The sequence below is a fragment of the Peribacillus sp. JNUCC 23 genome (genome assembly GCF_053653995.1).
On record NZ_CM132202.1, the window covers coordinates 3299957 to 3312628 of the forward strand.

At 39.9% G+C, this 12672-nt stretch carries 12 protein-coding genes and 1 riboswitch; all 12 genes read right to left on the reverse strand.

Annotated elements, in window-relative coordinates; all coding sequences use genetic code 11:
• Window positions 1-429 precede the first annotated feature (429 nt).
• The 12 genes from JNUCC23_RS15865 to JNUCC23_RS15920 all read right to left on the reverse strand — a co-directional run bounded on the left by JNUCC23_RS15865 (window position 430) and on the right by JNUCC23_RS15920 (window position 12584).
• Complete coding sequence (locus JNUCC23_RS15865; protein ID WP_062177185.1) at window positions 430-1449, reverse strand: rod shape-determining protein; 1020 nt, start codon at window positions 1447-1449, stop codon at window positions 430-432.
• A gap of 142 nt (window positions 1450-1591) precedes the next feature.
• Window positions 1592-2266 (reverse strand): RadC family protein, encoded by a 675-nt coding sequence (gene radC, locus JNUCC23_RS15870; protein WP_454216099.1) that lies wholly within the window; start codon window positions 2264-2266, stop codon window positions 1592-1594.
• Between the two features lie 70 nt (window positions 2267-2336).
• On the reverse strand, window positions 2337-2906 hold the full coding sequence (locus JNUCC23_RS15875) for a Maf family protein (protein WP_062177182.1): 570 nt from the start codon (window positions 2904-2906) through the stop codon (window positions 2337-2339).
• Window positions 2907-3106: 200 nt separating this feature from the next.
• Complete coding sequence (locus tag JNUCC23_RS15880; RefSeq protein ID WP_454212352.1) at window positions 3107-4093, reverse strand: SPOR domain-containing protein; 987 nt, start codon at window positions 4091-4093, stop codon at window positions 3107-3109.
• A gap of 93 nt (window positions 4094-4186) precedes the next feature.
• Window positions 4187-5149 (reverse strand): hypothetical protein, encoded by a 963-nt coding sequence (locus JNUCC23_RS15885; protein ID WP_454212354.1) that lies wholly within the window; start codon window positions 5147-5149, stop codon window positions 4187-4189.
• Window positions 5149-5739 (reverse strand): PilN domain-containing protein, encoded by a 591-nt coding sequence (locus JNUCC23_RS15890; protein ID WP_454212356.1) that lies wholly within the window; start codon window positions 5737-5739, stop codon window positions 5149-5151. The genes JNUCC23_RS15885 and JNUCC23_RS15890 overlap by 1 nt, the downstream gene beginning before the upstream one ends.
• An 8-nt stretch (window positions 5740-5747) precedes the next feature.
• The gene (gene pilM, locus JNUCC23_RS15895) at window positions 5748-6719 is read right to left on the reverse strand and encodes a type IV pilus biogenesis protein PilM (RefSeq protein ID WP_454212358.1); all 972 of its coding nucleotides are present in this window, start codon (window positions 6717-6719) and stop codon (window positions 5748-5750) included.
• 17 nt (window positions 6720-6736) lie between these two features.
• Window positions 6737-7492, reverse strand: coding sequence for a prepilin peptidase (locus JNUCC23_RS15900; protein ID WP_403069363.1), 756 nt, complete (start codon window positions 7490-7492; stop codon window positions 6737-6739).
• Between the two features lie 231 nt (window positions 7493-7723).
• Window positions 7724-8212, reverse strand: coding sequence for a type II secretion system protein (locus JNUCC23_RS15905; protein WP_403069360.1), 489 nt, complete (start codon window positions 8210-8212; stop codon window positions 7724-7726).
• Between the two features lie 312 nt (window positions 8213-8524).
• Window positions 8525-8608: riboswitch (cyclic di-GMP riboswitch) on the reverse strand.
• 67 nt (window positions 8609-8675) lie between these two features.
• Window positions 8676-9884: a type II secretion system F family protein gene (locus JNUCC23_RS15910; RefSeq protein ID WP_454212361.1), complete on the reverse strand. Its 1209-nt coding sequence runs from the start codon at window positions 9882-9884 to the stop codon at window positions 8676-8678.
• Window positions 9884-10924: a type IV pilus twitching motility protein PilT gene (locus JNUCC23_RS15915; protein WP_062177160.1), complete on the reverse strand. Its 1041-nt coding sequence runs from the start codon at window positions 10922-10924 to the stop codon at window positions 9884-9886. Before JNUCC23_RS15915 ends, JNUCC23_RS15910 begins: the two co-directional genes overlap by 1 nt.
• Before the next feature lie 16 nt (window positions 10925-10940).
• Complete coding sequence (locus JNUCC23_RS15920) at window positions 10941-12584, reverse strand: GspE/PulE family protein (protein ID WP_403069351.1); 1644 nt, start codon at window positions 12582-12584, stop codon at window positions 10941-10943.
• Window positions 12585-12672: the final 88 nt, after the last annotated feature.

Consider the following 12672-nt stretch of genomic DNA (forward strand, 5'->3'; position numbering starts at 1 on the left):
TGTCTGGAAAAGCGCCAGGCACCCGCTTATCAACTACAAGCATAAGTGGCGCGGCCTAGGAAACACTACTTTCGCTTATCATTCCAATGGCACCTGGCGCTGAACACTAAAATTCATTAAAAATGTACGACTACATAAAGTGAAACTTCCATCTGTGGGAGTTTTTCACCCCTTCTTCGATTCCTCTAAGCCTTTATACGGGATCTTGACTTTCCGTTATGCGGGAGAAAACTACAAATTAGATATTTTTCAAACAAACAGGGATTGTCCACTTGGGCTGAATTCCGCACGTGGCCCAATGTGTTCAATCCCCATTATAGGCAGTTTTTAACCGAGATGAAAGAAGTTTATCTCGGAAATTGAATGCACTCCAAATTTATTTCATCCGATGTGGGTCAAGGAGCTTTTGAATATGCTCACTTCAAGCTTTTATCGTAAATCTTTTGTTTTATTTTTAAAATTATCGATATGATCCAACGCTTTACCTGTTCCGATTGCTACACAATCAAGCGGATTTTCGGCAATAAGAACGGGCATTTTCGTTTCTTCACTAATTACTTTGTCAAGATTACGCAGTAAAGCTCCTCCTCCTGTTAGAACAATTCCGCGATCCATAATATCAGCAGCAAGCTCTGGAGGAGTTTTCTCTAGCGTATTTTTCACAGAATCGACAATTGCGTCAACTGTATCTTTAAGTGCAACTGAAATTTCCTTAGCAGAGATTTCAATCGTTTTCGGCAAGCCTGTCAATAGATCACGACCACGAATGTCCATATTTTCAATGCCTTCTGTATCCCCCGCTGAACCGATTTCCATCTTAATGCTCTCAGAAGTACGTTCCCCAATCATTAAGTTGTAATTTTTACGGATATAACTAACAATTGCATCGTCCATTTCGTCGCCAGCAATTCGAATCGACTTACTTGTTACAATTCCGCCAAGTGAAATGATGGCAACTTCTGTCGTACCACCACCGATATCCACAATCATGCTTCCTGTTGGTTCCCAAACTGGAAGATTCGCACCGATTGCCGCCGCAAAAGGTTCTTCAATTGGATACGCATCGCGAGCACCTGCTTGTCTAGTCGCGTCAATAACTGCACGTTGCTCAACCGCTGTAATTCCAGATGGTACGCAAATCATTACATATGGTTTGCTTCCGAAAACACCTTTTTTCTGTGCTTCCTTCATGTAATATTTCATCATCGTTGCTGTCGTTTCATAATCAGCAATTACGCCATCTTTCATAGGTCTTAATGCCACTACATTACCTGGCGTACGCCCAATCATATTTTTCGCATCATTTCCGACTGCGACAATTTGCTTCGTATCTGTTTGCAACGCAACGACAGACGGCTCTCGGACGACAATACCTTTCCCTTTAACATAAACAAGCGTGTTCGCCGTTCCTAAATCGATTCCCAAATCTTTTGTGCCTATTCCAAACATACTGGTTTCTCCCTTTCATACACAAAATACTTTTTATAGTAAGATTTTAAATGGTCAATATTCAAAAATGCAAAAATTTATAATGTTCCCCTTAAAAAATCATAAACATTATTATACCGCATCATCAGGAATTTTGATAGTGTTACAAATAGCCTTTTTCCTTCAAACTCACAAATTTATGTTCGCCAATAATAATATGATCCAAAAGTTCTATTCCTATTATTTTACCACATTCGACTAATCTCTTGGTAACTTCTATATCTTCTCTACTTGGCGAGGGGTCACCTGAGGGATGATTATGTAGACAAATAATAGAGGCTGCAGATCTTCTAAACGCTTCCTTAAAGACCTCGCGCGGATGCACGATCGAGGCATTTAAACTGCCAATAAAAATCGTTTGTTTGTGGAGCACTTGATTTTTCGTATTGAGGTAAAGGGTGATGAAATGTTCTTGTGAGAGAAAGCGCATTTCTTCCATGCAGTAGTTCGCGCCATCTTCAGGGGAACGGATTACGTAGCGATCTTGATAGTTCAATTGAGTAATTCTTTTGCCAAGTTCAACTGCAGTTAGAATTTGAATGGCCTTTGCTTCACCAATTCCTTTAATGGCGGTGATTTCATCGATGGACGCATCTTTTAACATACGCAGGCCTTCAAACGTATTGATTAAACGATTGGCCAGCTGAATAACGGATTCGTCTTTCGTTCCTGTTCTGAGTAAGATTGCGAGCAATTCCTGATTGGAGAGACTTTGAGGGCCGTTTTGGATAAATCGTTCGCGCGGCCTCTCATCTTTCGGAACATCTCGAATTAGCATTTTTTCTGACAAAATAACCATCCTTTCATTATTACATTTAGATGGATTCCTGTCAGAGAGCTTGAACGGATTACTCGTTTTCCGCTTGAAACGCCAGAAGTTCACGAGACAATCTTGAAACGGGAAGTCCCACAACAGAAAAATAATCGCCATGAATTTTTTTGACAAATAGTGAACCATAACCTTGGATTCCATAGCTTCCTGCTTTGTCAAACGGTTCTCCACTATCAAGATACCCTTCAATCTCTGCATCTGACAGATCCCAAAACGTCACTTCTGTTTCTTCAAAAAATACTTGGCTCTTCTTTCCTTGAACGAGCGCAACACCTGTATAAACGAAGTGCGTGTTTCCAGCTAGCAGTTGTAGCATTCTTCTAGCGTCTGCACGGTCAGTCGGTTTGCCTAATATCAAGCCGTCTAAAGCTACAACCGTATCAGAGCCAATCACACAAGAGTCGGGATGATTCGCAGCAACTGCTTTTGCTTTTCTGTGAGCCAGCTCTTTTACGGCATCAGATGGCGCCGTATTCGGTTCGATGCTTTCGTCAACATTCGCGTCTACAGATTGAAAAGGGATTTGAAGTACTTGCAGCAATTCCTTACGACGAGGTGAAGATGAGGCTAAAATCAATGGGTGCATACTACATCACATTCCTTACTATAAAAAATATCATTGCAGGCCGGGAGTCCATTCTAATCGTACCAAATAATCACTCAACTAACAATCCACTTTCATGGAAAAGTCTACACTTTATTATGGAGACCAGACCCCATTTCATGCAGTAAAGCACGAAAGTAGGTCTGGTTCTTCATTATTTCCCGAGAAATAGTCGTTTTATGTCAGATTTGATAGGAATTCAAGAACTGCAGCAGTTTTTGTTGGGCTTTTAGTAACTGAGAGGGTTCTTTAGTACTTTGGTATTGCTTGATTAAATCGGTGGCAGAGCTCAAGTCAGAATAGGCGGCTTTTAGACCTGCTGGTGCATCGTCTTTCACCTTGGTTTTAAGTTCTTCAAGTTCTGTTTGTAAAGATTTCATATCGGTGGTTGCTGTCGGATTTAATAGTTGTGCACTAGATGCCTTTGTTAAGTTCTGATAGACTGTAATCATTTTATTCATAATGGCTGCGTTACTGCTTGCCGCACTTCCAGGCTTAAGGGTAAGCTCTTTCCAAAACACCTCCACATCATAGCTTTTAAAGAAAACAGCAAGTTGCTTACTCTCATCAAGATTTGTAGCTGAACCTAAAAACAAATAATACTTCTCATCTTGTTTCAATACCTCCGCAGGTACACCTTTATCCATAACTCGTTCCTGAATTTGCTTGGCTGCCTCTTCATTACTGAACAAACCACCTTGAACAAGGAAAGCCGTTAGCGGTTGGATGGTAGGTACAGCCGCTCCTTTCTTTTCATCTTTCACAGGCTCATTAGGGATCTTAGATTCAACAGGGACAGCCGCTACCTCTTTATCAGCCGTAATTGCTTTCAACACGATTAAACCTAGACTTGAACCTATAATCACCGCAAATAAAATAGCTAAAAATGGAAGTTTAAGAGAGTATCCCGATTTATTACCTGGTTTTTTCCATTTACCGCCAAATGCGAGGATCGTTGGATTTTTCTTTTTCGTAGAAGTGGCGGGTTGATAGAATACACCCTCGTCCTTAGGAAATACCCAATCAAAGCTTTCATCCTCTGGCTCCATTGCTGCAGAAGTTTGATTTTCAGCTACTGTCACGCTATCACTACGATCATCTTCAACCAAGGGCTTTTCCTCGCCATTAATTTTTATGGTGATTCCTTTTTTATTTTCTGGGTTGTCCATTTTTTTCGCCCCCTACGCACATTTTTTTCCATCCTATCATAGGAATAAAAAAAAATAACAAGACTTTTGTCGTCTTGTTATCAATAGCTTTCGTCAATTTTTGCCATCAGTAGGAACAGGAATTTCAATTGTCGTATTCGCTTCAAGTTGTTTCAGATCATTCCAATCTTTAATCACCTTTTCACCGTTTCGGCTATTATAATATAAAATAGCAAGTTGAAAAAGGGTATCTCCTGGTTGCACGTTATGGGTGTACACTTTGTATGTTATTTGATTCCGTTTAACAATTTTCCCGTCAGTATCCTTATCTTGCTCAGCTGGTTTGTTCAATTTTCCCTCTGCTTTTTTCTCCGATAGCTGAGGAAGATTTGCTTCAAATAATGGGTTTATCTTATTGGCTGGTTTCGGTTCCTGATATTTTGGAAGCTGATTTTTAAGTTCTTCTAATTTAGGATAATAATAAGTAGCTACTGTTAAACTAAATGTAAGTCTATCTTCTGCGTTCATTAAACGACTACTTTCTTTGAGTCCGGTGTATTGAAGGCTTTCTACTTTTGTAAGGCGCTCCAATTTCTCGAGTCCTTTCACAAATGATTCCAGTTCAAGATATGTTGGTGATTCAACCGTAATGACCGCTGTTAATTTCTTTACTCCTTCAGGTAGTGGATTTGTATTTGATGTTTCTACTGCTGTCTCAAGTTTTCCAGCTTCTAATTCATCTACCGAATCACCTGCTTGTTCGGCATCTGTAAATGCTAGATTCGTAATAAGACTACCAGATGCTACTTCCACTTCTTCAAGCAATAATACAAATTGATCAACAAGTTCACTCACTGGAAGCTTCCGTTGTAGAGCCATCGTATTAATGGCAGCACTTTTCTGCTCTTTTTGATCTAACTTTTCTAGCTCATCTTGTTCCTTCGTAATCGAACGGTTAAGACTAGCCATTTTGTCCTGTAATGGTTTATATTCAAAATAATACACGCCACTCACACCTATGATAAAAAAAAGCAACAAAAGTGTAAGAATCAACGACACTACTTTTCGGGAAAGCATTATGACCCTACCTCCCCATGTATTGATGCTTGAATGGCTGCCTTGTCCACCGTTAATTCATATTGTGCATTGTAACGTGGAAGGATAGGCTCCTCTGTCACACCATCCCCAAGCTTCTCTGTTGAAAGGGTTTGTAACTTAGCTCCTGAAATAATGGCTGAATTTGAAATACTTTTCAAGTAATAAGCTGCCTCCCGGGAAGAATCGAACCGAACAGTAAGCTGCACAGTCCCATCTTCTTGATAGGAAAAATCTACGATAAACCCTCGTTCAGGTAATAATGAAGATACAGTTCTCATGATGAAAAAGGTTGAACTTTGATGTTCTTCAACCCATTGAATCGCCGTTGTCAATTCACGCACAGATTTGGACTCAACACTCTGAGTTCGCTCTTTTTCCTTCGCGACTTTTAATTCTTTAGTCAACGTTAACTCTTGCTCCAGTTCTACCAATCGGGTCTTCTGTGCTTGATAGGTAGTCATGAAGAAGAATCCACTGACCGATAGCACAATCCCCGTCAACAAAATCAAGAAGACAACGGTACGTCGTTTTTTTTCTTTTTTAGGTAATAAGTTAATATCTACAAGCATGTTGACACCTACTTTAACGCTAGTCCAATACATTCAGCATATACAGGAGGGATGTTCCTTCCTTTTTTCGTTTGAAATAGTGGTTCAAGTAATGGCTGAACGGATACTTCAATCGCAGTATGTATATCCGAATAAAAAGTTTCCATACAAGGATGGTCTCCTGACAAAACGAGCTTTGAGATACGATGATTTCCTTTTGTAAGATTGAAATGGTAATAGGATAGGAAACGTTCGATTTCCATGGTAATATCTTGAGATTGACTGTTTAATTCGTTCGGTGCACCCACCCAAGAATAAAATTCCGATCCACTGCGGCTTTTAGAAAGTTCAAAGTGCTCATCATGAAATTCCAAAGGATAATGACGCGAAAAAACGGGTTTATGTTCGTTAAAAACAGATAAAACAAATGCATCTAACCCAATTTGCACCATTAATACATGCTCATCCTGCTTAGCAAGACCTAGATGATAATACATTCTATATAGCGATAGCACTGATAGATCTGCTATATCAGGTTTAAGAGATGCACCTTTTAATAATTCTGTAAATTCATGTAACACGGTTTCTCTTGAAGCAAATAACAACACGTCTCGGTTTTCAGCCGCTTTTTCTAAAGGCACAGCTTCGATTAAAGGGTCTGCAAAAGGCAGATGGATGCTCTGGCCCAATTCCATATATAAATAGCCATTCAGTTCATGATCTGGAATCTCATTCGAAACATGAATTTTCCTAACGATTACTGTTGAATCAGGTACACAGAATGAAACTTTTTTCCCTTTAAGCTTCCATTGATCGATCATTTCATCGACAATCAGTTCGAGCGTTTCACGATCTTTGATTTGCCCCTCAACGATCACACCATCTGGAAGGCTCTTTTGCCCATAGGCTAGCAGTTTTCGCTTTTTTCCAGATTCCACAAACCGAATATACCGATCTTTAATGGCTAGATGAACTCGATGTTGTCTATTAAATGCACTCACTCTCTTCATCACCCGCTTCAATAAAACATAGTAAAGTAATAGTTTAAGATTTCATTTCCATAAAAATAGGAAAGCAACGCACCCATTGCAATAAATGGGCCAAATGGAATCGGCTGCCGTTTCTTATAATTCCCCCGTATCATGCCAGCCACTCCATACAATGCTCCAAAGAAGCTTGCCAAGGCAAACGTAAGGAGAGTCAGCTTGAGGCCGAGAACCAAGCCCAACACGAAAAACAGTTTAATGTCTCCCCCACCCATGCCACCTTTACTAATGACAGCAATGAAAAAAAGCAGACCAAAGCCAACGACCGCACCGACAAACATATCCCACCATGGATCTAATGGCACGACTAAACGGACAACTAAAACAAGAGGAACAAAAAACAACAGCACTTTATTAGGAATAATCATATAGACAATATCAGATACAAAAATAATGACTAACAACGAGATGAAGGTAAGTGCGATTACTAGTTCACCTGTCCATCCAAATTCATAGAATGCAAGCATAAACAATAAACCCGTTAAAAGCTCAACAAGTGGATAGAGCGGCGATATTTTCGAATGACAGTTCCGGCATTCTCCTCTTAAAAAGACATATGACAACACAGGTACCAAATCCGTAGCTGTCAACGTTCTTTTGCAAGTTGGACACTGTGACCTCGGCCGTACGATTGACTGTTTCTCCGGTACCCGCAAGCCAACGACATTGTAAAATGATCCGAGAACTAAGCCTAAAATACCTATGTAGCTGTAAATAAATAGTGTCATGGATTTCTCCCTTTTTATTGGAGTTTTGGTCTCCCCGTTTTCAATAAGCCTTCCTTCATACTGGATGTGGAGTTTTGACGTCATGTTGTTCCTTTTATTATACAGGAAGTTATATAGATTTAAATAAGATAATGCCGTGAAGGTTCAATTGATTGATAAAGCAGATTGATTATTATTAGATAAAAAAAATCACTCCTTGCGGAAAGGAGTGGGAGTATCATAATACATGTATCAATTCACATTAGATATAACTTTCGTTCGATCATCTAAAGCCGAAGATGGAACAGGAGACTCTTTAGCTCCAACAGACCGCTTACTTCCTACTAAATATACTTTATATGATTTTTTACCGGCTGTTTCCTCGACTATAACACCACCAACGGAGTATACTCCTCCATCTGGATCTTTAAGACCAGACACATCAGAGGCACTAGCACTAGGCTTAATGTCTGCATCAATATACCCACCATTAATAAGTTCAGCTAAAGTAATTTCCCCGTCTGCTCCAAATTTCTCATTGGCTGCATCGGACAATTTAGCTGCTGCAATCACTTGCTGTGCATTCGCAAGATGAGCATCCTTCTTACTATTATCAATAATCTTTCCAATACTCGGCACAGCAATCGCTGCGATGATTCCTAAAATCACAATGACAGCCAAAAGTTCAACTAGGGTTAACCCTTTTTGATCATGAATCAATGCTTTTACTCGTTTAATCATGTACGTTCACTCCTCAGTTCATTTTTTTATGTAGTATGACACGGTGTAATAAAACAGCTTGTAACTTCATACAAAACCTAAAAGGGCGTTAAAACGCCACCAGTTACTATGAAGGATCGGTCATGAAGCACGCTACACTCGCCTAATCACAATGGTGGCAGTGCGGAGCCGGATTTTCGGAAGCCTTCTCGAACAGATAAGTAAACCCGCTAAATAGATTAGCTCGATGAATAAGTCGCGGAGCCCCGTCCCCATGTCCTTCATACAAAAAAACCGCCACGTTTATATTTAAATTCCAAAATTTGGATTTAAACATAAATTGGCGGGTTGCACTACTCACTCCTGATCATTTAAGTGCCCAAATAAAAATGATCAATCACAGTTTCCAATCTATTTATATATTGCTAGTATATAAGACTCATTCACTAGTTGACAACTACTTTTTCTACTATATTGAACATTTTTATTGGATTTTGTTAAATATAGTGAACATCGGAATGGCAATAGCTGCCACAATGCCTCCAACAACTACAGCTAGAAAGATAATGAGAAAGGGTTCAATAAGAGATTTCATTTGATTTGTTGCATTGTCTACTTCCATTTCGTAAAAATCAGCGACGCGATCTAGCATGACATCCAAAGTACCAGATTTTTCACCGACGATGATCATTTGCGTGACCATCGGTGGAAATGCCCAGTGTCTTTCCATCGGAATGGCCATGGACTCGCCTTTTTCAATCGAAAGTCGCGATTGTTTCATCACCTTGGTTAACACTTCATTTCCTAAAATCTTTTCCACCATTGTTAAAGATTGCAAAATTGGCACAGAACTCTTGAAAAGCGAGCTTAATGTTCTCGTCATTCTTGCAATCTCCGCCTTTTGAATCAGTTGCCCGAAGATAGGCATTCTTAAAAGCCAATAATCAAGATAGTATTTCATCTCGCTATTGGATCGTATATAGCGAATGAAGATATATAATCCAACCGCTAATAAGAGAAATACCCACCAAAACCTTTCAAAAAATCCACCAAGATTGAGAATCAACTTCGTAAAGAAAGGAAGCTCACTACCAAATGAAGTAAACATATTGGCGAAAGTGGGTACGACTTTAGCTAACATAAAAATGATAATAATAATACTCAAGCAACCAACCGTTGCTGGGTACATCAACGCCGATTGTACTTTTTGCCTTGTCTGATACTGTTTCTCAAAATAAACTGCCATTCGTTCCAGAACCTCTTCTAGATTCCCGCCAGCTTCACCCGCTCGCATCATATTTATGAAGAGAGGCGGGAACACATTTCGTTGCTTTTCTGCTCCTTCAGAATAAGGGTTTCCATCTTCTAAACTTTGAACAATATGTTCTAATGTTTTTCGCAGCAGTTTACTTGATGTTTGTTCCGCCAAAATCTTTGTCGCCTCTACAACACTGATCCCTGCTTGAATTAATGTTGAAAACTGGCGCAGATATATAATAAAATCACGATTTTTTATGCTTTTTCTACCCAAGGAGATTTCTTTATATAAAATGCCCTTTAGTTCATCAATACTCGTCACAGCTATCCCTGTTTCTCTTAGCCTTGTGACCGCCTCTTTTCGTGTGTCCGCCGTCATTTTCCCTTGTTTTTTTCTTCCCATCCGATCTCTACCCTGATAGTGAAAAACTGGCATTAGATGATTCCTTCTTCTAAATAAGGGAGGGCAGAATAAGAATCAATCTTCCCTTCTTCCACTAATTGTTTAATCGACATTTCCATCGTTTGCATGCCAGCCGATTTACTCGTCTGCATCACACTTGCAATTTGATGGATTTTTTCATTACGAATTAAATTTTTGACAGCAGCATTATTCACCAGAATCTCGATCGCCGCCACCCTTCCTGCCCGGTCTTTTGACGGCAATAAACGCTGTGAGATAATCGCAGATAAGACGGAGGCAAGCTGAACACGGACTTGCGGTTGCTGATTGGGCGGGAACACATCAATGATCCGGTCAATTGTTGCCGGTGCATCTGTTGTATGCAAGGTGCCAAGTACTAAGTGACCCGTTTCCGCTGCGGTAATCGCTGTGGAAATCGTTTCTAAATCGCGCATTTCTCCGACTAAAATAATATCAGGATCTTGTCGTAAACAAGCGCGCAGGCCATTTGAGAAATTTTGTGTATCAAAACCAACTTCCCGTTGATCAATAATACTCAATTGATGTTTATGTAAATACTCGATTGGATCTTCAAGCGTAATAATATGTTTCTTCATATTTTTATTAATATAATCAATCATCGCTGCAAGCGTCGTTGATTTCCCGCTTCCAGTCGGTCCTGTCACTAAAACGAGCCCTTGCCTTTTTTCAGATATCGCTTGTAAAACAGATGGTAGCTTCAATTGTTCTAAAGTCGGAACTTCGGTTGGTACGACTCGAATCGCAAGGCTGATACAAGAACGCTGATGATAAGCATTGACCCGGAAGCGCGAAACGCCAGGGATTCCATATGACAGATCCAACTCTCCTTTGTCCTTAAACGCCTGCCACATCGATTCAGGAATCATTACTTTCGCCATTAATTCTGTGTCTGCTGGCGTAAGGTTGTCTTTTCCATACTGTTTCAAGTCACCGTGAAGTCTCATAATCGGCGGTACACCTACCGTTAAATGAATATCAGACGTCCCTAAATCAAAAGCAGCTTTTAAAATATAATCCAATTTCTCCTTCACACATCTAGCCCCCTAATCATGTCCCCGCTACCCGCAGTACTTCCTCTACCGTTGTCAATCCTTGTTTGGCTTTAAGCAAGCCATCGTCAATGAGGAAAATCATCCCATTGCGAACCGTATATTGCTGGATTTCACTAAGTGGCTTATTATTCATCATCATCGTTTGAATTGTATCATCGATATTCAATACTTCATGAATCGCAATCCTGCCATGATAGCCACTGTTTTGACAGCTTGGACATCCTTTGCCACGATATAAAGATTGCACAGGGATGCCACGTTTTTGAAACAAATTTCTTTCCATGGCAGATGGTGTGTATGCTAGTTTACAATCCGGACAGACTTTGCGAATCAGTCTCTGAGCGATGACGCCAGTTAAGGAGGAAACAACCAAATACGGTTCAACATCCATATCTAATAGTCTCGGAATCGTCGAAAGCGCACTATTGGTATGCAAAGTACTTAATACAAGATGCCCTGTCAAAGATGCCCGAACAGCTATTTCCGCTGTCTCGCGATCCCGAATTTCACCAATCATGACAATGTTTGGATCTTGTCGTAAAATCGAGCGCAAGCCACTAGCAAACGTTAGACCTACGCTTGGATTGACCTGGACTTGATTGATGCCCTTCATTTGATATTCCACAGGATCTTCCACAGTAATAATATTAACCTGTTCAGTATTCAAATGATTCAATGCCGCATATAGAGTCGATGTTTTTCCAGAACCGGTGGGCCCCGTAATCAGAATCATCCCAGACGGCCGTTCAATCATCGCAACAAAGGCTTTGACATTCACTTGATTAAAACCAAGCTGTGAAAGATGAATCATCACATTGGATAAATCTAAAATACGAATGACGATTTTTTCACCAAATACGGTTGGCAATAATGAAATTCGTAAATCAATAGGCGTAGCATTCACATCCAATTTAATTCTGCCATCCTGTGGCAGTCTCGTTTCGGTAATATTCAAATTAGCCAAAATTTTAATTCTAGCAATTAACAAACTATAAATATTCTTCGAAAGGACACGTTCTGTACGTAAAATCCCATCGACCCGATAGCGAATAAGGATGTTTGATTCCTGTGGATCGATATGAATATCGCTCGCTTTCATCTGTACGCCCGCTTCAAGAAGTTGATTGACAAGCTTAACAGCTGGTGCATCTTCACCATCTAGATTCTCAGTCGCGATCCTGTTCATATCTAATTCTTCAAATGTCTCTGTCTTGCTATAATATTTATAGAGTGACGCAATGATTTCTTCCTTTTTCGCTATGACAGGTGAGATCACCAAACCAGTCGATAGTCCCATATCATCTAATGCGATATAATCCATCGGATCATGCATCGCTACAATGAGTTGATTCCCTTCTTTTTTTATGGGCATGACTAAGTTCCTGAAGGCAAAATCTTTTGCAATCAAGCCTAAGACGGCTGTATCTACGGGATAACGAAATAAGCTGATCTGAGGTACACCTAGTTGGAACTCAAGCACCTCAATGAGTTGCTGCTCATTGATTAATCCGCGTTCCAATAAGGCATCACCCATTTTTTGCCCTTCTTTTTTGTATGTTAATGTATCCTGCAATTTTTCTTCCGTAATGATCCCTGCTTCAACAAGTAAATCGCCTAAACGTTTTCTTTCACTTTTCATTCTATCCCCCCTATCTGGCATCCTTTGATCATTATCTGCTATCATTCAAAATAACATGAAATCTACTTAAATTATAGAGCGAATTACC

What these genes read in the sequence shown, in the direction of transcription:
- JNUCC23_RS15865 (WP_062177185.1), bottom strand. Translation starts at nt 1,449, where the DNA reads ATGTTTGGAATAGGCACAAAAGATTTGGGAATCGATTTAGGAACGGCG.
- radC (WP_454216099.1), bottom strand. Translation starts at nt 2,266, where the DNA reads ATGCTAATTCGAGATGTTCCGAAAGATGAGAGGCCGCGCGAACGATTT.
- JNUCC23_RS15875 (WP_062177182.1), bottom strand. Translation starts at nt 2,906, where the DNA reads ATGCACCCATTGATTTTAGCCTCATCTTCACCTCGTCGTAAGGAATTG.
- JNUCC23_RS15880 (WP_454212352.1), bottom strand. Translation starts at nt 4,093, where the DNA reads ATGGACAACCCAGAAAATAAAAAAGGAATCACCATAAAAATTAATGGC.
- JNUCC23_RS15885 (WP_454212354.1), bottom strand. Translation starts at nt 5,149, where the DNA reads ATGCTTTCCCGAAAAGTAGTGTCGTTGATTCTTACACTTTTGTTGCTT.
- JNUCC23_RS15890 (WP_454212356.1), bottom strand. Translation starts at nt 5,739, where the DNA reads ATGCTTGTAGATATTAACTTATTACCTAAAAAAGAAAAAAAACGACGT.
- JNUCC23_RS15900 (WP_403069363.1), bottom strand. Translation starts at nt 7,492, where the DNA reads ATGACACTATTTATTTACAGCTACATAGGTATTTTAGGCTTAGTTCTC.
- JNUCC23_RS15905 (WP_403069360.1), bottom strand. Translation starts at nt 8,212, where the DNA reads ATGATTAAACGAGTAAAAGCATTGATTCATGATCAAAAAGGGTTAACC.
- JNUCC23_RS15910 (WP_454212361.1), bottom strand. Translation starts at nt 9,884, where the DNA reads ATGCCAGTTTTTCACTATCAGGGTAGAGATCGGATGGGAAGAAAAAAA.
- JNUCC23_RS15920 (WP_403069351.1), bottom strand. Translation starts at nt 12,584, where the DNA reads ATGAAAAGTGAAAGAAAACGTTTAGGCGATTTACTTGTTGAAGCAGGG.